Source organism: Kitasatospora sp. NPDC097605, from assembly GCF_040302725.1.
In the GTDB taxonomy this organism is placed as follows: Bacteria; Actinomycetota; Actinomycetes; order Streptomycetales; family Streptomycetaceae; genus Kitasatospora.
In genome coordinates this window covers 317,507-335,927 of the sequence record NZ_JBEOSF010000005.1, presented here as the reverse complement: position 1 = coordinate 335,927, position 18,421 = coordinate 317,507, and the positions used below count along the sequence as shown (strand labels likewise).

General features: G+C 73.5%; 18 protein-coding genes and 1 tRNA gene. 13 read left to right on the top strand and 6 right to left on the bottom strand.

Going from position 1 to position 18,421, the window contains the following annotated elements; genetic code table 11:
* A complete protein-coding gene (phoP, locus tag ABTX81_RS08815; protein ID WP_030305055.1) occupies window positions 1-693 on the top strand; it encodes a two-component system response regulator PhoP in 693 nt (230 codons plus the stop codon).
* Window positions 694-787: 94 nt separating this feature from the next.
* On the opposite strand, the gene ABTX81_RS08810 is transcribed toward phoP, so the two are convergent.
* Entirely contained in the window at window positions 788-1,453 is a 666-nt protein-coding gene (locus tag ABTX81_RS08810; RefSeq protein ID WP_350542506.1) for a DUF461 domain-containing protein, read from the bottom strand.
* A 416-nt stretch (window positions 1,454-1,869) separates the two neighbouring features.
* Here ABTX81_RS08810 and ABTX81_RS08805 point away from each other — a divergent pair, with 416 nt between their 5' ends.
* The 7 genes from ABTX81_RS08805 to ABTX81_RS08775 all read left to right on the top strand — a co-directional run bounded on the left by ABTX81_RS08805 (window position 1,870) and on the right by ABTX81_RS08775 (window position 9,029).
* On the top strand, window positions 1,870-2,352 hold the full coding sequence (locus tag ABTX81_RS08805) for a CarD family transcriptional regulator (protein ID WP_030244332.1): 483 nt from the start codon (window positions 1,870-1,872) through the stop codon (window positions 2,350-2,352).
* A 260-nt stretch (window positions 2,353-2,612) separates the two neighbouring features.
* Window positions 2,613-3,371 carry a 2-C-methyl-D-erythritol 4-phosphate cytidylyltransferase gene (gene ispD, locus ABTX81_RS08800; RefSeq protein WP_350542537.1) on the top strand — a complete coding sequence of 253 codons (759 nt, stop codon included), beginning with the start codon at window positions 2,613-2,615 and terminating at the stop codon, window positions 3,369-3,371.
* Complete coding sequence (gene ispF, locus ABTX81_RS08795; protein ID WP_350542505.1) at window positions 3,361-3,861, top strand: 2-C-methyl-D-erythritol 2,4-cyclodiphosphate synthase; 501 nt, start codon at window positions 3,361-3,363, stop codon at window positions 3,859-3,861. Before ispD ends, ispF begins: the two co-directional genes overlap by 11 nt.
* Before the next feature lie 144 nt (window positions 3,862-4,005).
* Entirely contained in the window at window positions 4,006-4,398 is a 393-nt protein-coding gene (locus ABTX81_RS08790) for a PPOX class F420-dependent oxidoreductase (RefSeq protein WP_350542504.1), read from the top strand.
* A 117-nt stretch (window positions 4,399-4,515) separates the two neighbouring features.
* The gene (gene cysS, locus ABTX81_RS08785) at window positions 4,516-5,910 is read left to right on the top strand and encodes a cysteine--tRNA ligase (protein ID WP_350542503.1); all 1,395 of its coding nucleotides are present in this window, start codon (window positions 4,516-4,518) and stop codon (window positions 5,908-5,910) included.
* 139 nt (window positions 5,911-6,049) lie between these two features.
* Window positions 6,050-7,045 (top strand): 23S rRNA (guanosine(2251)-2'-O)-methyltransferase RlmB, encoded by a 996-nt coding sequence (rlmB, locus tag ABTX81_RS08780; RefSeq protein WP_350542502.1) that lies wholly within the window; start codon window positions 6,050-6,052, stop codon window positions 7,043-7,045.
* Window positions 7,046-7,319: 274 nt separating this feature from the next.
* Complete coding sequence (locus ABTX81_RS08775; RefSeq protein ID WP_350542501.1) at window positions 7,320-9,029, top strand: DoxX family protein; 1,710 nt, start codon at window positions 7,320-7,322, stop codon at window positions 9,027-9,029.
* Between the two features lie 117 nt (window positions 9,030-9,146).
* On the opposite strand, the gene ABTX81_RS08770 is transcribed toward ABTX81_RS08775, so the two are convergent.
* From ABTX81_RS08770 to ABTX81_RS08760, 3 genes are all read right to left on the bottom strand, one after another.
* Window positions 9,147-9,926 (bottom strand): nucleotidyltransferase family protein, encoded by a 780-nt coding sequence (locus tag ABTX81_RS08770; RefSeq protein WP_350542500.1) that lies wholly within the window; start codon window positions 9,924-9,926, stop codon window positions 9,147-9,149.
* A gap of 154 nt (window positions 9,927-10,080) precedes the next feature.
* On the bottom strand, window positions 10,081-10,524 hold the full coding sequence (locus ABTX81_RS08765) for a hypothetical protein (protein ID WP_350542499.1): 444 nt from the start codon (window positions 10,522-10,524) through the stop codon (window positions 10,081-10,083).
* A gap of 184 nt (window positions 10,525-10,708) precedes the next feature.
* Window positions 10,709-11,800 carry an ABC transporter ATP-binding protein gene (locus ABTX81_RS08760; protein WP_350542498.1) on the bottom strand — a complete coding sequence of 364 codons (1,092 nt, stop codon included), beginning with the start codon at window positions 11,798-11,800 and terminating at the stop codon, window positions 10,709-10,711.
* 288 nt (window positions 11,801-12,088) lie between these two features.
* On the opposite strand from ABTX81_RS08760, the gene ABTX81_RS08755 reads away from it, so the two are divergent.
* Window positions 12,089-12,162: transfer RNA gene (locus ABTX81_RS08755), tRNA-Thr, on the top strand.
* Window positions 12,163-12,218: 56 nt separating this feature from the next.
* On the opposite strand, the gene ABTX81_RS08750 is transcribed toward ABTX81_RS08755, so the two are convergent.
* The gene (locus ABTX81_RS08750; protein ID WP_350542497.1) at window positions 12,219-13,019 is read right to left on the bottom strand and encodes a site-specific integrase; all 801 of its coding nucleotides are present in this window, start codon (window positions 13,017-13,019) and stop codon (window positions 12,219-12,221) included.
* Window positions 13,020-13,223: 204 nt separating this feature from the next.
* Between ABTX81_RS08750 and ABTX81_RS08745 the strand changes: the two genes are divergently transcribed.
* The 3 genes from ABTX81_RS08745 to ABTX81_RS08735 all read left to right on the top strand — a co-directional run bounded on the left by ABTX81_RS08745 (window position 13,224) and on the right by ABTX81_RS08735 (window position 15,474).
* The gene (locus tag ABTX81_RS08745; protein WP_350542496.1) at window positions 13,224-14,543 is read left to right on the top strand and encodes an MFS transporter; all 1,320 of its coding nucleotides are present in this window, start codon (window positions 13,224-13,226) and stop codon (window positions 14,541-14,543) included.
* 53 nt (window positions 14,544-14,596) lie between these two features.
* Window positions 14,597-14,833 carry a hypothetical protein gene (locus tag ABTX81_RS08740; protein ID WP_350542495.1) on the top strand — a complete coding sequence of 79 codons (237 nt, stop codon included), beginning with the start codon at window positions 14,597-14,599 and terminating at the stop codon, window positions 14,831-14,833.
* A gap of 92 nt (window positions 14,834-14,925) precedes the next feature.
* The gene (locus ABTX81_RS08735; protein ID WP_350542494.1) at window positions 14,926-15,474 is read left to right on the top strand and encodes a methylated-DNA--[protein]-cysteine S-methyltransferase; all 549 of its coding nucleotides are present in this window, start codon (window positions 14,926-14,928) and stop codon (window positions 15,472-15,474) included.
* Window positions 15,475-15,516: 42 nt separating this feature from the next.
* Here the strand turns inward: ABTX81_RS08735 and ABTX81_RS08730 are convergent, their stop codons facing one another.
* Entirely contained in the window at window positions 15,517-16,587 is a 1,071-nt protein-coding gene (locus ABTX81_RS08730) for an ATP-grasp domain-containing protein (RefSeq protein ID WP_350542493.1), read from the bottom strand.
* A gap of 350 nt (window positions 16,588-16,937) precedes the next feature.
* On the opposite strand from ABTX81_RS08730, the gene ABTX81_RS08725 reads away from it, so the two are divergent.
* Window positions 16,938-18,359: a family 2B encapsulin nanocompartment shell protein gene (locus ABTX81_RS08725; protein WP_350542492.1), complete on the top strand. Its 1,422-nt coding sequence runs from the start codon at window positions 16,938-16,940 to the stop codon at window positions 18,357-18,359.
* Window positions 18,360-18,421 lie beyond the last annotated feature (62 nt).

Genomic DNA, 18,421 nt, shown 5'->3' with positions numbered 1-18,421 from the left:
GTGACCCGAGTACTGGTGGTCGAGGACGAGGAGTCGTTCAGCGACGCCCTCTCGTACATGCTCCGCAAGGAGGGCTTCGAGGTGGCCATCGCCGCCACCGGCCCCGACGCCCTGGAGCAGTTCGAACGCAACGGCGCCGACCTCGTCCTGCTCGACCTGATGCTGCCGGGGCTGCCCGGCACCGAGGTCTGCCGCCAGCTGCGGGTCCGCTCCAACGTGCCGGTGATCATGGTCACCGCCAAGGACAGCGAGATCGACAAGGTGGTCGGTCTGGAGATAGGCGCGGACGACTACGTCACCAAGCCCTACTCCACCCGTGAGCTGGTCGCCCGGATCCGCGCGGTGCTGCGCCGCCGCGGCGAGAACGAGGGCCCCGGCGACGGCGGCGGCCCGGGCGCCCTGGAGGCGGGCCCGGTCCGGATGGACGTCGACCGGCACGTGGTGACCGTGGACGGCGCCAAGGTCGACCTGCCGCTCAAGGAGTTCGACCTGCTGGAGATGCTGCTGCGCAACGCCGGGCGGGTGCTCACCCGGATGCAGCTGATCGACCGGGTCTGGGGCGCGGACTACGTCGGCGACACCAAGACGCTGGACGTCCACGTCAAGCGGCTGCGGGCGAAGATCGAGCCGGACCCGGGCGCGCCGCGCTACCTGGTCACGGTGCGCGGCCTCGGCTACAAGTTCGAGCCGTAGACCGGCCGCCCGGCCGCGGACACCCGAACGCCCCTCCGGCACCGGCCGGAGGGGCGTTCGGGTCGCTGCTGCCGCGGTGCGGCGGCGCCGGGCCTCAGTGGGCGGCCGGGACCGCCGGGGAGGCCGGAGCGGAGGAGGTGCCGGTGGCCGGGGCCGCCGGGGTGGTGGCGCCGGCCACCGGAGCGGTGGTGCCCGCGGTCGGGGTCGTCGCCGGGGTGGCGGCCTTGCTCGGCACGGCGGCCGGGGCGGTCGGACCGAAGCCCTTGTACAGGTCCTTGTTCGGGCTGACCTGGGCCTCCGTCTCGACCTTGTCGTGGTTCTTGAACGTGAAGGAGGTCGCCACGTAGCCGCCCACGTTCACGGTGACGGAGGCGACCTTGGCGGTCGGGTTGCCCGGGCCGCCGAGCAGCACCGCGCCGCCGGCCGGGATGGAGATGCTGGTCAGCGGGGCGCCCTTGTCGTCGGTGAAGGCGGCGGGGGCGCTGCCGGCGACGGTGATGGACTGCAGCTCGAGCGCCTCGGGCCCGCTGTTGCTGATGTTCACCGTCACGTTGGCGGGGCCGGTGTGCTCGCCGGAGGACTCGTCCCCGGTGACCACGACGATGTTGTTCAGGCGGACGTCGGTGCCCAGCGTGGCGGCGGCGTTGTCCGGCTTGATCTGCAGCGTGGCCGGGGTGTTCCCGGCGGCGCAGGAGGACAGCGAGGCGATGGCCAGGGCGGCGAGGGCGGCGATGCTGCCGCGTCGAAGGCTGCGGCTCACGGCGGCGGCTTCTCCTAAGTCACGTGTCGGAAGGTCAGGTCTCAGATTATCGACCTCGCTTATGCCGTCCTCACGGGGTGGTCCCTTCGTGTCGCGCGGCCGGGGTGGACGGGCGTCCGGACGGCGGCACCTCCGCGTGTTCAGGTCAAGCGCCGACCAAGATCGGATCACGATCCGGAAACGACCCGATAAACGGTGAAAGCTCAAGATCAAATCACGGTTTCGGGAGTGTTGCCAGAGGTTTCAGCGGGCGGCGGAACCGCCTCCGACCTGCGGGAAGCCCTCCTCGAACACCGGTCGCAGCACGTCATGGGGGTCCTTGTCAAGCCCCGAGACCGGCCCTGACCTGCGAAAACGCCCTTCGGGTGCGCCGAAAAGCGTGTTATTCTGGAAAGCCACGGAAGGGGTCCTGTCACATGACGTTCAAGGTTGGCGACACGGTGGTCTACCCCCATCACGGGGCCGCGCTGATCGAGGCCATCGAAATTCGCCAGATCAAAGGTGTGGACAAGACCTACCTGGTGCTCAAGGTGCAGCAGGGAGACCTGACGCTCCGCGTGCCCGCCGAGAACGCGGAGTTCGTCGGCGTGCGCGATGTGGTCGGCCAGGAAGGTCTGGACCGGGTCTTCGAGGTGCTTCGCGCACCGTACACCGAAGAGCCGACCAACTGGTCCCGTCGCTACAAGGCGAACCTGGAGAAGCTCGCCTCGGGCGACGTCATCAAGGTCGCCGAGGTCGTGCGCGACCTCTGGCGTCGCGAGCGCGAGCGCGGCCTCTCCGCCGGGGAGAAGCGCATGCTCGCCAAGGCGCGCCAGATCCTCGTCAGCGAGCTCGCGCTGGCGGAGAACACCAACGAGGACAAGGCGGAGACGCTGCTCGACGAGGTGCTCGCCTCGTAGCGGCCGTCCGCTCCACAACGCTCACAGCGCCCGATGCCGGCGCGCCGCCCACCGGACCGAGGGTCCGCGGGTGGTGCAGTGGCACTTCGGGCGCTGAGGCGTGTCCGGACGACGCCCCCGCACCCGAGCGGCCCGGGCCGGCCTCGGGTGGGCATGACCGTTTCTGCTTCTGTCGCGGGCGGAAGACGGTGGTGCTTCGGAAGGGGTCCGCGCCCGTCGTGCACGCCATGGCCATACCCACTTCGCCGAAGGAGTGAAACCTGAACGCCACAGCAGCAGTCGCAGCAGCAGTCGTGCCCGCCGCCGGCCGGGGCGAGCGCCTGGGGCCGGGCGCCCCCAAGGCCCTGCGTGAACTGGGCGGCGTGCCGCTCCTCGTGCACGCCGTCCGGGCGCTGACCCGCAGTCGCGCGGTCGGCCTGGTCGTGGTCGCGGCCCCCGCCGACGGGGTGGCCGAGGTGGTCGCCCTGCTCGACAGCCACGGACTCGAGGGCAAGGACATCCGGGTGGTGGCCGGCGGGGCGACCCGCCAGGAGTCGGTCCGGCTGGGCCTGGCCGCCATCCCCGCCGAGGTCGGCGTCGTGCTGGTGCACGACGCGGCCCGCCCGCTCGTCCCGGTCGAGGTGGTGGACGCGGTGGCGTCGGCCGTCCGGGCCGGGGCCGAGGCGGTGGTGCCGGCGGTGCCGCTGGCCGACACCGTCAAGCGGGTCGAGCCGGTCCGGGGCGGGCCCGAGCCGGTGCTCGACACGCCCGACCGCGCCACCCTGCGCGCGGTCCAGACTCCGCAGGGCTTCCGCCGGGAGACGCTGGCGGAGGTGCACGCCAAGGCGCTGGCCGAGGAGGCCGCGGCCGACGGGACCGGCCTGCCGCCGGTCACCGACGACGCGGGCCTGGTCGAGCGCTTCGGCGGCCGGGTGGTCGTGGTGCCCGGCCACGAGGAGGCGTTCAAGGTGACCCGTCCGCTGGACCTCGTGCTCGCCGAGGCCGTACTCGCCCGCAGGAGGGCCGCCGATGCCTACTGATCCGCAGACCCCCGTCGTCCCCCGGATCGGCATCGGCACCGATGTGCACGCCTTCGAGCCGGGGCGCCCGCTGCGGGTGGCCGGGCTGGAGTGGCCGGGCGCCGAGGCCGGCCTGGCCGGGCACTCGGACGCCGACGTGGCCGCGCACGCCGCCTGCGACGCGCTGTTCTCGGCCGCCGGGATCGGCGACCTGGGCGCGCACTTCGGCACCGACCGGCCGGAGTGGGCCGGCGCGTCCGGGGTGACGCTGCTCGGCGAGGCGGCCCGGCTGGTCCGCGAGGCGGGCTTCGAGATCGGCAATGTCGCGATCCAGGTGATCGGGGTCCGGCCGAAGATCGGCAAGCGCCGGGCGGAGGCGCAGGCCGCGCTCGGCGCGGCGGTCGGCGCCCCGGTCTCGGTCTCCGGGACCACCACCGACGGGCTCGGTCTCACCGGGCGCGCGGAGGGGCTCGCGGCGATCGCCACCGCCCTGGTGTACGAGCGGCCTTGACCCCCGGGGTGCGGCGGCGGGGAACAATCCGGGACTGACGGGTGTTCACCGGGCGTTGCGCGGGCCCGAGTCGTTAGTCTTCGGGTCGGGCCCGCGCGGGCTTCCCCTCGGGCCGTACCCGCCGCCGACGAGATGAGGTTTCCGATGAGCGCCCAACTCTCCGACCAGGCCAAGGCCCTGCTCGACGCCAAGAGCTTCGCCGTGGTCTCCACGATCCAGCCCGACGGCAGCCCCCAGTCCTCGGTGGTCTGGGTGACGCGCGACGGTGAGGACATCCTGTTCTCCACCGTCGAGGGGCGGCGCAAGCACCTCAACCTGGTGAAGGACCCGCGGGTCTCGCTGGTGGTCAACCCGCCGGAGAGCCCGTACACCTACCTGGAGGTGCGCGGCGAGGCCTCCCTGACCCGGGAGGGCGGCCGCGAGCTGATCGACGAACTGTCCCGGAAGTACCAGGGCGAGGACTACGGCTACGACGGTCCGGACGACGTGCGCGTGGTCGTCCGGATCACGCCGCGGAAGGTGGTCGGCTCGATCTGAGCCGTCGGCGCGGCGGGGGGCGACCCCGGCTCCCACCCGGCGGAAAAGGCTCCGCCGGGGGCCTTGACATTCCGGAATGTCGCGGGGCACCCCCTGCCGCCCACTACGCTTGACGCTGTGAGCATTCGACTGTACGACACCAGCACCCGACAGGTACGCGACTTCGTCCCGCTTGTCCCGGGTTGTGTCTCGATCTACCTGTGCGGCGCTACCGTCCAGTCGGCGCCACACATCGGGCACATCCGTTCCTACCTCAACTTCGACGTCATGCAGCGGTGGTTCGCCTACCGCGGCTACCAGGTGACCTTCGCCCGGAACGTCACCGACATCGACGACAAGATCATCGCCAAGGAGCGCGAGCTCGGCACGCCGTGGTGGCAGATCGCCTACGAGAACGAGCGCGCCTTCAACGACGGCTACAACGCGCTGGGCTGCCTGCCGCCGACCGTCGAGCCGCGGGCGACCGGGCACATCCCCGAGATGATCGAGATGATGCGCGGGCTCATCGAGAAGGGCCACGCCTACGAGGCGGACGGCAACGTCTACTTCGACGTGAAGTCGTACCCCGACTACCTCGCGCTCTCCAACCAGAAGCTGGACAACCTGCTGCAGCCCTCCGGCGAGGGCGAGACCGGCAAGCGCGACCCGCGCGACTTCGCCATGTGGAAGTCCGCCAAGCCGGGCGAGCCGAGCTGGGAGACCCCGTGGGGCCGCGGCCGTCCGGGCTGGCACCTGGAGTGCTCGGCGATGGCCCACAAGTACCTGGGCTCCGCCTTCGACGTCCACGGCGGCGGGCTGGACCTGATCTTCCCGCACCACGAGAACGAGATCGCCCAGTCCAAGGCGTTCGGCGACGACTTCGCCTCCTTCTGGGTGCACAACGCCTGGGTCACCATGGCCGGCGAGAAGATGAGCAAGTCGCTCGGCAACTCGGTGCTGGTCTCCGAGATGGTGCAGCGCTGGCGGCCGATCGTGCTCCGCTACTACCTCGCGGCCCCGCACTACCGCTCGATGATCGAGTACAGCGAGGAGTCGCTGCGCGAGGCCGAGGCCGGCTTCGGCCGGATCGAGGGCTTCGTGCAGCGCGCCGTGGAGCGCTGCGGCGTCGTCGACGCGGCGCCCGAGGTGCCGCCGGCCTTCGCCGAGGCGATGGACGACGACCTGGGCGTGCCGCAGGCGCTCGCGATCGTGCACACCGCCGTCCGCCAGGGCAACAGCGCCCTCACCGCGGACGACAAGGAGAGCGCGGTGGCGCGCTTGGCCGAGGTCCGTGCGATGCTCGGAGTACTGGGTCTGGACCCGCTCGACCCGCAGTGGACCGGGGCGGAGCGCGGCGAGGACCTGCACGGCGTGGTCGACTCGCTGGTGCGCCTCGTCCTGGACCAGCGCCAGGCGGCGCGGGCCCGCAAGGACTTCGCGACCGCGGACGCCATCCGCGACCAGCTCGGCCTGGCCGGGCTGGCGATCGAGGACACCCCGTCCGGCCCGCGCTGGACGATCAACAGCCAGTAACCCCCGGGCGACCGAGGGGTGAGGTGGGCCGTACCGGACCGGTGCGGCCCTCCCGCATGACGGAGCGCATGCCGTCGGGCGCCACCGGCACGGGCCGGGGCGGCCGGCCATGCCGGACAGACAGACAGGAAGTACAGCCATGGCCGGCAACAGCCAGCGCAGGAACCGCCGCAACCCCGGGTCGAAGAAGGGCGCGAGTGTCGGTACCGGCGGCCACAGCCGGAAGGCGCTCCAGGGCAAGGGCCCGACCCCGCCCGGTGAGGAGCGCAAGGGCCACCCGAAGCAGCGGGCCGCCAACGCCGCGCTGAAGCGCGAGCGGGACGCCAAGGCCAGGGCCGGCATGCGCCGCTCCGGCGGCGGCGGCCGGGGCGGCCGCGGCGGCGCGGGCTCCGCCGAGCTGGTCTTCGGCCGCAACTCGGTGGTCGAGGCCCTGCAGGGGGACGTGCCGGCCAACGCGCTGTACGTCCAGCAGTTCATCGACACCGACGACCGGGTCCGCGACGCCTTCCAGGCCGCCAACGACCGCGGCATCCCGCTGATGGAGGCGCCGCGCCCGCAGCTGGACCAGATGACCGGCGGGATGAACCACCAGGGCCTGGTGCTGCAGGTCCCGCCGTACGAGTACGCGCACCCCGAGGACCTGCTGGACGAGGCCGCGGACTCCGGCCGGGACGCGCTGATCGTGGCGCTGGACGGGGTCACCGACTCCCGCAACCTGGGCGCCGTGGTCCGTTCCGCCGCCGCCTTCGGCGCGCACGGCGTGGTCATCCCGGAGCGCCGGGCGGCCGGCATGACCGCCGGAGCCTGGAAGACCTCCTCGGGCGCGGCGGCCCGGCTGCCCGTCGCCCGGGCGACCAACCTGACCCGGGCCCTGGAGGCCTACCAGAAGGCCGGTCTGCTGGTGGTCGGCCTGGCGGCCGACGGCGAGGCCGAGATCGGCGACCTGGAGGCGCTGACCGGGCCGGTGGTGATCGTCGCCGGCAGCGAGGGCAAGGGCCTGTCCCGGCTGGTCTCGGAGACCTGCGACCTGCGGGTGCGGATCCCGATGTCCGGGCTCACCGAGTCGCTGAACGCGGGGGTCGCGGCCGGCGTCGTGCTGTACGAGGCGGCCCGGCTGCGCGCCAAGGTCGGCTGACCTCCGGGGCAGCACAGTCGGGGTGTCCGGCACAAGGCGTTCTCCGGAACCGCCCGCCGTTCGCCCGCAAGTCAGGGGAAAGCGATCGGATCCGCCCGGGTCCGATCGCTTTTCTCATGATCACTTCAAGGGTGCTCCCGATATCCACCCGGGAGAGTGTCCTAACCGGGCGTCACCCGGTTAGACGGGCGTGGACACCAGAACACCTCGGCGCCCGCTCCTGGGCGGTGGCAGCACCGGGATAGACGCGGGCCCCGGCCTCAACACGGTCAAGGTGCCGTCCGACCCGGCGCGCCTCAGCAGCACCCAGGCGAGCTTCCGGCTCACCCTCGCCACCCCGGTGGCGCCGCTGATCGACGCCCCGGCCGGACTGCTGTCCACCGGTGCCGCGTTCGGCGACCCGTACGGCACCCAGGGCCTGATCCGGCGCCCGCTGGTCACCCCGCAGGTGGTCGTCCCCGCCGACGACGTGCGGGCGCTCGCCGGCGGCTTCGCCGGGGCGCCGTCGCGCCGCAAGGGCCGGGTCACCCCGGTCACCTGGACCGGCGAGGCGCGCCCGGGCGACGTCGCGGCCACCCAGCTGCTGGAGGCCGTCCGGCTCGGCGCCGTCCCGGCCGGGGTCGGCGGACGGTCCGGCGGCTCCCTGGCGGACGCCGACACCCTGCTCATCCCGCCGTACGGCGGTGTCCGGGCGGTGCCGCGCCAGCCGCGCGAGGGCGACGGCACCGCCGTCGACGCCGGGATCGGCCCGGTCGGCGCCCCGCAGGGCTGGACGCCCGGCGGGGAGCTGCCCGAGGTCTCGGCCGCCGACGCCGAGGGCACGCCGCCCTGGCAGCCCGGGCGCCGGGTCGACCTCGGCCTGGTGCTGCTGCCGCTGCGCGCCGTGCTCGGCTCGCTCTCCGTCTACGCCGGGTTCAGCAAGCTCTGCGACCCGGTGTACTTCGACGGCGGCGAACGCGGCTCGATGATGCGCTGGCTCTCCTCGCTGCACCCCTGGAAGGTCGCCGAACCGCTGCTGGCCTTCGCCATGGCGCACCCGGTCGGCTCCGGCCTGGTGGTGTCCTTCACCGAGATCGTGGTCGGCGTGCTGACCGTGCTCGGCCTCTGGCAGCGGCTCGCGGCCGGCGCGGCGATGACGCTCTCCGCCGCGCTGCTGTTCACGGTGAGCTGGCGGGCCGTCCCGGTGTACGACACGCCCGACCTGATCTTCCTGGCGGCGTGGAGCCCGTTGCTGATCGCCGGGGCGCCGTTCGCCTCGCTGGACGGGCGGCTCGGCCTGGAGGCCTGGCGGTACTACGGCGCCGACGCCCCGGCGGCGCTGCGCCGCCGGGTGCTGCGGCGCGGCGCGGTGGTCACCTCGGTGGTCATCGGCCTGACCCTGCTGCTCGGCTCGATGCTGGGCGCGGCGGTCCGCACCGGCGCCCGGCCGCAGCCCCCGGCGCCGTCCCGGCCGGCCACCGACTACGGCACGCCGGTCTGGCCGAGCGGCGGGCCCTCCGCCACCCCCGGCGGCAAGGCGCCGGCCGCCTCGGTGCCCTCGCCGGCCCCGTCCCGGCCGGCCACGCCGAGCGCGGCGCCGACCACCGCCGCGCCGTCCGGCACCCCGACCCCGTCGAAGCCGAGCGGCACGGCCACGCCGAGTGGCAAGGCCAAGCCGTCGGGCCGGCCGGAGACCGGGGCGGCCTCCTCCGGGGCCCCGGGGTCCGCCGCGCCGTCGAGCGCGCCGGGATCGGCCGGTTCGTCGCCCGCGCAGCGTGCCACCCCGGCCCCGCCGGCCGGCAGCGGCTCGGCGTCGAAGCCCGCGGCGAGTGCCGGGGCCGGTGGCCAGGGCGGTGCCCCGGGCGGCTCCGGCACCGGGGCGGGCGGCTCCGGCAACGGCTCGGGGCTGCTGGGCGGGGTGCTGGGCAGCGCGCCGCTGGCCGAGCTGTCCGGCGGCGGCGCCCACGGGTCGTCCGCCCGCCCGGGGGCGCCGACGGCCACCTGACGGGCCGGGCGATCGGCCCGGTGACGGCGATCGGCCGGGTGCTCCGTGGGGGAGCACCCGGCCGATCGCGTCGTGCGCGGGGACTACCGGGGGCTCGGGACCACTGTGGGGTGCGGGCTACTGCGGGGCGCGACCGGCGCCCGAGGCGAGCTCCTTGGCGGCCTCGGTGAGGTCCTTCGCGGTGTCGATGGCCCGCCAGTAGACGCCCTGCGGCAGCTGGTAGCCGGCCAGCCGCTTGCCGCGGGCCAGCTGCGGGAAGGTGGTCCGCTCGTGGTCGCCGACGTCCGGCAGCAGTCCGGCGAACTCCGGGCTGAACACATAGAGGCCGGCGTTGATGAGGAACGGCGACGGCGGGGCCTCGATGAAGTCCAGCACATTGCCGAACTGGTCGGTCTCCACGGCGCCCCACGGGATCCGCGGCCGGGCCAGCGCGAGGGTGGCGACGGCGCCCCGCTCGTGGTGGAAGGCGGCCATGTCGCGCAGGCTGAACCTGGTCCAGATGTCGCCGTTGGTGGCGTACCAGGGCTCGTCGGGGCGGGGCAGCGCCTTCGCGGCGTGCTTGAGCCCGCCGCCGCGGCCGAGCGGCTCGGCCTCGACCACCGTGCGGACCCGCAGCGGCAGGTCGGCCTTGTCGAGCCACTCCTCCAGGACGTCCGCGAGGTGGCCGCAGGAGATGACCACGTCGGTGACGCCCTCGGAGGCGAGCCAGGCGAGCTGGTGGCCCAGGATCGGGGTGCCCGTGCCGGGGATCTCGACCAGCGGCTTGGGGCGGTCGTCCGTGTAGGGGCGCAGCCGGGAGCCCTGGCCGCCGGCCAGGATGACGGCCTGGGTCACCGGCACCGGGCGGACGGCGGGCGCGTGCGGGGAAGTGGCCGTGGGGCCGGAATCAGCGGTCATGGCTGAACAATAGGCGCACCCGACCCGGCCGTTGTGCCGCCCGGGGTTCCTCGCCGCCGCTTCCCGCCGTCGCTGCTTTGCCGCCGCTTCCTCACCGCCGCTTCCTCGCCGCCGGTCCTCGCCGTCGCGGGGCGGCCGGTTCGGTCCGGTCCGGTCAGTTCGCCGCGCCTGCGGCGAACGAGCCGTCACAGACCGGGCGGGCGAAGGACCGGGCCCGCTGGACGTCGCCCTGGTACTTGCGCACCGCGGCCCGGCCCAGTTCGGTGGCGAGCGTGCTGCAGTACGGCGTGAGCGCGGGCTGCTCGCGCATCGAGCGCTCCAGCAGGTCGAGCGCGCTGGCCGGGTTGTGGGCGCGCAGCTCGTCCAGGAGCGCGACGCGCAGCGCGTCCTGCGGGTCGAGACCGTCCTGGGCCCGCCCGGCGCCCGTCGTCCGGCCGATGCCGGCGCCGTCCCCGCTGGACGCCGCCACCACCTGCTGGTCCAGCGAGGTCGGCGGGGCCCACGGCACCCTGGTCACGGCGAGGGTGCCGGTGGTCACCAGGACGACGGGCAGGGCGAGGGCGATGGTCTGGCCGATGCGGCGAACTAGCTGCTTCACGCACAGGAGCGTAGCGGTGCGTAGGTCTCCCCTCGCCCTCCGTTACACCATCGGGTGACACGGTGTCCCGGTTCGTCCCGGCGCCGGGTTGACGCCCGTCACCCGTCGGAGTGGCCGTGGACGGCGGGAGCCCCGCCGGACCGGGTGACGGTCCGACGGGGCTCCGCGATGCGAGCGGGTCGCCTCAGCTGGAGAGGCGGGCGCCGGTGCTGGTGGAGAACACGTGGGTCTCGTCGGCGATCGGCACGACGTGGATGGTCTCGCCGCGGGCCGGGATCTGGCGGCCGTGCACGCGGACGACCAGCTCCTTGTCCTCGCCGCCGATCTTGGTGGTGCCGTAGACGAAGCCGTCCGAGCCGAGCTCCTCGACCACGTTGACGGTGACGGCCACGCCCTCGATGCCGCCGCCCGAGACGATCTGGAAGTGCTCCGGGCGGATGCCGACGGTCACGGTCTTGTCGGTGCCGGCGCCGGCCAGGTCCTCGCGCGAGATGTTGACGACCGAGCCGCCGAACTTCACGCCGCCGTCGACCAGCGGCACCTCGACCAGGTTCATCGCGGGCGAGCCGATGAAGCCGGCCACGAAGAGGTTGGCGGGCTTGTCGTACATGTTGCGCGGGGTATCGACCTGCTGCAGGATGCCGGCCTTGAGCACCGCGACCCGGTCGCCCATGGTGAGAGCCTCGGTCTGGTCGTGGGTGACGTAGACCGTGGTGATGCCCAGGCGGCGCTGCAGGCCGGCGATCTGGGTACGGGTCGAGACGCGGAGCTTGGCGTCCAGGTTGGACAGCGGCTCGTCCATCAGGAAGACCTGCGGCTCGCGGACGATCGCGCGACCCATCGCGACGCGCTGGCGCTGACCGCCGGAGAGCGCCTTCGGCTTGCGGTCCAGGTACTCCGTCAGGTCGAGGATCTTGGCGGCTTCCTCGACCTTGGTGCGGATCTCGGACTTGTTGACGCCGGCGATCTTGAGCGCGAAGCCCATGTTCTCCGCGACGGTCATGTGCGGGTACAGCGCGTAGTTCTGGAACACCATCGCGATGTCCCGGTCCTTCGGCGGGAGGTGGGTCACGTCGCGGTCGCCGATCCGGATGGCGCCGCCGTTGACGTCCTCCAGGCCGGCCAGCATGCGGAGGCTGGTCGACTTGCCGCAGCCGGAGGGGCCGACCAGGACGAGGAACTCGCCGTCGGCGATCTCCAGGTCCAGCGCGTCGACCGAGGGCTTGGTCGCCCCGGGGTAGACGCGGGTCGCCTTGTCGTACGTCACAGAAGCCATGGCTGTGCTCTCCCTCACCGGCAGGAACGTGCCGGACGATCCGAGTAAAGGTGGGTGGTACCGCTGCGGCCGGCCGCCCCAGTGGTCTGAACCACTGCGCGAACCGACTCCCGGCGACGCTACCTGCGCGTCCGCTGCTTGTCAGCCCCTGTCCGACCCGATTTCGGCATCGGTTCCATCACGCCCGCCCCCGGCCCCCGCCGGCCCCCGGATATCCCCCCACCGCCCGCGCCCCGCCCGGTAGACTGCCCCCGGTGCCGCCGTGACCTCGTCGCGGACGGTCACCATGCCTCCTTAGCTCAGCTGGCCAGAGCACCGCTCTTGTAAAGCGTAGGTCGTCGGTTCGAATCCGACAGGGGGCTCCGCAGGTCCCTCCGAAGGCCCCCCGGCGCGCAGCCGGGGGGCCTTCGTCGTTCCGTCAGGTCCGCGGGGGGCGGACGGGGGTCCGCAGGGAGCGGAGGGTGTGGGCGGGGGCGTGGGTGGTGAGGAGTTCGGCGGCGCGGCGGTAGGAGAGGCGGGCGCGGTGGGTGTGGGGGCAGCGGTCGGGGGTGGGGGTGGTGGCGGGGGCGCGGCGGGTGGTGAGGAAGAGGGGGCCGGTGGTGCGGCCGGCGAGGAGGAGGGGGAGCAGCCGGGCGGTGGCGGTCTGCCAGGTGAGGGGTGGGGCCGGGGGGCGGGTGCGGCGGTGGGGGAGGTCGAGGTCGTCGGCGTTGAGGGCGAGGACGGTCTCGACGGGGGCGCCGCTCTCGTGGAGGAGGCGCCAGAGGACCTGTTCGCGCAGTGGGGCGCGGAGCGCGAACAGGGTGCGGAGCTGGTCGGGGGTGAGCGGGGCGGGGCCGGTGCCGGGGGCCGGGAGGGGGCGGGGGCGCAGGCCGTCGGCGGGGTCGGTGCGGATCCAGCCCTGGGCACGCCACCAGGCGAGGGCGGCGCGCAGGGTGGAGAGTTCGCGGTTGAGGGTGCGCGGGTCGGTGTCGCGGGAGCGGAGGTCGACGGCGGCGCGTAGCCGGGCGGCGGCCTCGGGGTGGTCGAGCAGGGCGAGCGGCAGCACGGGCGGTTGGGCCCGGCGCCGTTCGGGCCCGGTGGGGGCGGGACGGTCGGCGAGTGCCCAGGCCCAGGTGCGCAGGGCGATCCGGTAGACGCGGCGGGAGCCGTCGCCGAGCCCGGAGGCGGTCAGGTAGTGCTCGACGGCGACCGCGTACTCGACCGGGGGGAGGGCTGGCATCGGGGCCTGCTTTCCGCAGTAAATGATGGGAATCGAGGTCAGGGAAAGAATAGTCCGACGCGCAGTAAACAGCAGGTGGATGTGGATGTCAGGGGCTATTTACTGCGGTAGTGGGCGGCGCCTTGAAAATTGATGGGGAAAGGCTCAGGTTTTTCGGTGGAAAGCCTTGTCCGGGGTTTCCGTCCGTGGGCAGACTGGGCGACCATGACAGGGGAGACGGAGCGGTTTCCGGCCCGCCGTCGACGGCTGGGCGGCCGTCTGGCGGTGCTGGGCGAGCGTGATTTCAGGTGGTTCTTCATCGGGTACGCGACCTCGCTGGTCGGTTCCTCCATGGCGCCGGTCGCGGTGGCCTTCGCGGTGCTGGACGGCGGGGGCGGCGGGACGGAGCTGGGCTGGGTGATGGCCGCCCGGATCCTGCCGATCGTGCTGGTGATGGTGGCCGGCGGGGTGGTCGCGGACCGGCTGGGCGGCCGGCGGGTGATGCTGGCGGCGGACGTGCTGCGCTGCGCGGTGCAGGGCGCCTTCGCGGCGCTGCTGGCCACGGGGCACGCGTCGGTCCCGGTGATGGTGGCGCTGGTCGCCGTCTGGGGGCTGGGTGAGGGGGTGTTCCTGCCGGCGCTGGGCGCGCTGGTGCCGGGTCTGGTGCGCCGCAAGGACCGACTCCCGGACGCCAACACCCTGCTGGGGCTGGCGCGTTCGGTGTCCACGGTGGCCGGTCCTGCGCTCGCCGGGGTGATCACGGCGGGGTTCGGCCCGGGCGCGGTGCTGCTGATCGACGCGGTGACGTACGGGGTCGGCGCGCTCGCGCTGGCCCGGCTGTCCACGGTGGTGCCCGCGGATCCGGGCGGCGGGGAGGACTCGCTGCTGGCCGATCTGCGGGACGGCTGGGGCGAGTTCCGCTCCCGGCGGTGGCTCTGGGTGACCACCGCGCAAATGGCGCTGTTCAACCTGCTGGTCTGGGCGCCGTTCCTGGTGCTGGGACCGCTGACCGCGCAGCGCGAGCTGGGCGGGGCGCGGGCCTGGGGGCTGGTGATGGGCGTGTACGGGGTGGGCGCCGTGCTGGGCGGGCTGCTGATGCTCGGGCGCCGGCCCGCCCGGCCGCTGGCGGTGGCGACGGTGGCGGGCCTCGGCTGGGCGCTGCCCTCGGCGGCGCTCGCGGCCGGGCTGCCGCTGGGCTGGACGGCCTCGGCGGCGCTGGCGGCGGGGGCCGGGTCGGCGGTCTGCGGCTCGCTGTACGAATCGACGCTGCAGAGCTGGGTGCCGGCCGAGGCGCTGGCGCGGGTGACGGCGTTCGGCGGGCTGGGCGCGTTCGTGCTGGGGCCGCTGGGCCTGGCGGCGGCCGGTCCGCTGGCCGACCGGGTGGGGGTACCGGCCGTGCTGGCCTTCGGCGCCGGGTGGCAGCTGGTGGCGGGGGCGGCGGTGCTCATGGTGCGCGACGTGCGCGGCCGGCGCTGGGAGGGGCCGGCCGGGGGAGCGGCGCCGGAGGCCGAGGAGGCGGCCCCGGCCGCGGCGGGTGCCGGGTGAGGCGGGCGGTCGTACGGTGGAGAGGTGTGGGGGGCGAACGGAGGAGGCAGGACATGCCCGGTTCTCTCACCATCAGCCACCACGAGGTGGGCGCGTCGCTGGACCACACGGACGCCGTACGGCTCGCCGCCGTCCTCGACGAACTCGCGTACTTGCTGGGGATCCCCGGGCCGAACCGGATCAACGACGCCCAGCTCGCCGCGCTGTGCGAGGGGCGGGCCCCCGACCGGGCCGACCTGGCGCGCTGGTCGCGGGGGCTCGCCACGGAGCTGAGGGGCCGGCGCCCCTGACCGCGGCCGCGTCGGACCACCCGCCGGACCCGCCGTACGATGGCGCGCGGGGCGGGTGGTCCGCGCGCGCCGTGGGGGACTTGGGGGAAGACGTGGCAGAGCGTACGGCGGCGATGTCCTGGCTGACGGTGGACACCCCGCTGCCGAGCGGACCGCTGCACGTCGCGGTGACCGCGCAGGGCGTGGCGGCCGTCGGCTACCTCGGCCGGGAGGGCGAACTCCCGCGCTGCGCCGACGAGTCGAAGATCACCGCGGTCACCGGCCGGGTCGGCGAGTACCTCGCGGGCCGCCGCCGGGCGCTGGACCTGCCGATCGACTGGAGCCTGAGCACCGGCCCGCACCGGGTGGTGCTGCAGACCCTGCTGCGCGAGGTGCCGTTCGGCCGGACCATCACCTACGGCGAACTCGCCGCCCGCAGCGGTGTGTTCGGCGAGGTCGAGGAGCCCGGGCTGGCGGCCAGGACGGTCGGGCAGATGATGGCCGCCAACCCCGTCGCACTGCTGGTGCCATGCCACCGGGTGGTGGCGGCGGACGGGATCGGCGGCTTCGGCGGCGGCCGGGTCGGGATCGACGTCAAGCGCTGGTTGCTCACCCTGGAGGGTGTGCTGGAGCCGACGCTTGACTGGAACGGCCCCCTGTAGGACCCGGGTTGACGACGGGGTAGGAACCGGGTTGACGACGGGTCAGTGCACCAGCTGGCCCGCGGCGAGCGGATCGAGCCGGCGCGGCAGTACCGGCTGGATCCCGGAGACGAGGGTGTACTCGATGCCCGCCGGGTCCCCGCTCCACTCGGTGTCCGGGCGCTCCCCGAGCGCCAACTGCACCGCGTTCCATGGCAGGTTGAGTCCGCACAGGCGCAGTTGGTGCAGTCCGCCGGAGGGCCGGGTGTTGACGTCGATGACCACCGGTTCGCCGTGCAGGTGCCGGAACTGCACATTGGAGAGGTAGGCCATGCCGGTGGCCTCGACCAGCCGGCGGGCGGGTTCGAGGTACCGGGGCGCGGTGGTGAAGCTGCGGCGGCGCCGGTGCTTGGTGCGCCCGACCGCGGCGAGCGGGGTGCCGTCCAGGTCGGCCAGGCAGTCCACGGAGACCTCGGGGCCGTCGAGGTAGGGCATGACCAGCAGGTCGGTGGTGGCGTCCGGGTCCTCGACGGCCGCCTGGTCGAGCGCCGCGGCCACCTGGTCGACCTGGACCCGGCTGTCCCAGCCGGCCAGCCGGTGGAGTCCGAACGGCTCGCGGGTGAGGATCCGGAAGCCCTCGCCGCCGGCGCCGGAGGCGGGTTTGAGGCAGGCGGTGAGGCCGGCCGACTCGATCCGGTCGACGGCGGCGACCAGGTCCCCGCCGGTGCGCACCAGCCACCACGGCGGGGTGGGCAGTCCGGCGTCGGCGATCGCCGCGTAGCCGTCGGCCTTGCTCTCGAAGGCGGCGATCGCGGTGGCGGGCGGGCAGGCGAGGGCGGTGCCGACGGCCTCGAACTCCTGGCGGTGCAGGGATATCGCGAGCTGGTGCAGCCGGGGCACGAAGACGTCGACGCGGTGGCGGGCGCAGTGGTCGAGGGCGAAGGCGACGTAGGCGTCGGGGGTGAGGTCGGCGGGTTCCAGGCCGGCGGTGTCGGCCGCGGCGAGGACGGGGGAGTCGGGGTCGGGGTGGGTCGCGTGGACCCGGACCGGGCGCGGGGCGGCGCGCAGCTGTTCGATGAAGAACACGTTCTCGGCGTACGTGCGGTTGAGCCAGACGGTGACGGGGGCGCTCATGGGGCCTCCCAGGGCAGGGGTGAACGAGGGGGAAGGGCTGTCTCGCGGCCGCGCTCGTCCAGTGGCCCGTGGCCCTTTGAGGTGGCACCTTAGCGGTCCGCCGCGCGGGCCCGAACGCGGGGTGGGCCCGTCGGGTACGGGTCGGGGAAGCGAACCGGAGGGTTCCATTCCGGAAAGAATTAGATCACTTGATCGAATGAATATCGATCAGACATTCTATTCGTCCTATTTTTTCGGTTATCCCGACCACTCGAAAGAGTGATTGCGGCGCCCCTCCGGGCAGGGCCACCATGATTGTTGCAAGTTGCAAGGCGACACTTCATCGGGTACGGGCACGCGAAGGGCTTCCTATGTCGACCGAAACCAACGTCGGTATTCCTGCACCGGGCGGTGAAGCACAGGCCCGGGACCAGCAGAGTCTTGCCACCGCCGCCGCGCGGAACCTCGCGACGACGACCAAGTCCGCGCCGCAGATGCAGGAGATCAGCCCCCGTTGGCTGCTCAGGACACTGCCCTGGGTCCAGGTCTCGGCCGGCACCTACCGCGTCAACCGCCGGCTGCGGCACGCCGTGGGCCGCGGCCGGGTCGCTCTCGACCGGACGGGAAGCCGGGCCCGGATCCTGGCGCCGACCCTGCGCGAGGTGCCGGTGCTGCGGGGCTTCCCGGACGACGCCGTGCTGGAGGAACTGGCCGGGCGCTTCGTCCAACGCGAGTTCTCCGCGGGTGAGGTCCTGGTCTCGGCGGGAGCGCCGATCGACGAGGTCTTCATCATCGCCTACGGAAAGCTCAGTCGCCTCGGAACGGGCAAGTACGGCGAGGAGGCCGTCGTCGGCTCCGCGGCCGACGGCGACTACCTCGGCGACGAGGTGCTCCGGCAGGAGAACGCCACCTGGCCGTACGCCGTCCGGGCGGACACCGCGGGCACCCTGCTGTCCCTGCGCGGGTCCGCGTTCCAGGAGCTCGCCGACCGCTCCGAGGCGCTCCAGCTGCAGGTCATGGAGTACCTGGCCGGGTTCCAGCAGCCGCAGAACAAGCACGGCGAGGCGGCGATCGACCTCTCCGCCGGCCACCACGGCGAGTACGAGCTCCCCAGCGCCTTCGTGGACTACGAGCTCAAGCCGCGCGAGTACGAGCTGAGCGTCGCCCAGACCGTGCTCAAGGTGCACACCCGGGTCGCCGACCTCTACAACCAGCCGATGAACCAGACCGAGCACCAGCTGCGGCTGACCATCGAGGCGCTGCGCGAGCGCCAGGAGCACGAGCTGGTCAACAACCCGGAGTTCGGCCTGCTCGCCAACGCCGACTACGACCAGCGCATCCAGACCCACTCCGGCCCGCCCACCCCGGACGACATGGACGAGCTGCTGAGCCGCCGCCGCAGCACCAAGCTCTTCCTGGCCCACCCCCGGGCCATCGCCGCGTTCGGCCGCGAGTGCAACCGGCGCGGCATCTACCCGGACACCGTCGAGGTGCAGGGCCGCCGGGTCTTCGGCTGGCGCGGGGTGCCGGTCTTCCCGTGCAACAAGATCCCGATCGTCAACGGGAACACCACCTCGATCCTCGCCATGCGCACCGGCGAGGACAACCAGGGTGTCATCGGGCTGCACCAGACCGGAATTCCCGACGAAGTAGAGCCGAGCCTTTCGGTGCGGTTCATGGGAATCAGCGAGAAGGCCATCATCTCCTATCTGGTGAGCGCCTACTACTCCGCCGCGATTCTGGTGCCGGACGCCGTCGGCGTCCTGGAGAACGTCGACATCGCGCACCGCTAGGGCCGACCGCGGCAGGGCCGGCCCGACCCCGGGCCGGCCCGCCGTACCACCAAGGGGGAGGA

What these genes read in the sequence shown, in the direction of transcription:
- rlmB (WP_350542502.1), top strand. Translation starts at nt 6,050, where the DNA reads ATGGCCGGCAACAGCCAGCGCAGGAACCGCCGCAACCCCGGGTCGAAG.
- ABTX81_RS08805 (WP_030244332.1), top strand. Translation starts at nt 1,870, where the DNA reads ATGACGTTCAAGGTTGGCGACACGGTGGTCTACCCCCATCACGGGGCC.
- ABTX81_RS08750 (WP_350542497.1), bottom strand. Translation starts at nt 13,019, where the DNA reads ATGCCAGCCCTCCCCCCGGTCGAGTACGCGGTCGCCGTCGAGCACTAC.
- ABTX81_RS08760 (WP_350542498.1), bottom strand. Translation starts at nt 11,800, where the DNA reads ATGGCTTCTGTGACGTACGACAAGGCGACCCGCGTCTACCCCGGGGCG.
- ABTX81_RS08730 (WP_350542493.1), bottom strand. Translation starts at nt 16,587, where the DNA reads ATGAGCGCCCCCGTCACCGTCTGGCTCAACCGCACGTACGCCGAGAAC.
- ABTX81_RS08740 (WP_350542495.1), top strand. Translation starts at nt 14,597, where the DNA reads ATGCCCGGTTCTCTCACCATCAGCCACCACGAGGTGGGCGCGTCGCTG.
- ispF (WP_350542505.1), top strand. Translation starts at nt 3,361, where the DNA reads ATGCCTACTGATCCGCAGACCCCCGTCGTCCCCCGGATCGGCATCGGC.
- ABTX81_RS08790 (WP_350542504.1), top strand. Translation starts at nt 4,006, where the DNA reads ATGAGCGCCCAACTCTCCGACCAGGCCAAGGCCCTGCTCGACGCCAAG.
- ABTX81_RS08745 (WP_350542496.1), top strand. Translation starts at nt 13,224, where the DNA reads ATGACAGGGGAGACGGAGCGGTTTCCGGCCCGCCGTCGACGGCTGGGC.
- ABTX81_RS08725 (WP_350542492.1), top strand. Translation starts at nt 16,938, where the DNA reads ATGTCGACCGAAACCAACGTCGGTATTCCTGCACCGGGCGGTGAAGCA.
- ABTX81_RS08770 (WP_350542500.1), bottom strand. Translation starts at nt 9,926, where the DNA reads ATGACCGCTGATTCCGGCCCCACGGCCACTTCCCCGCACGCGCCCGCC.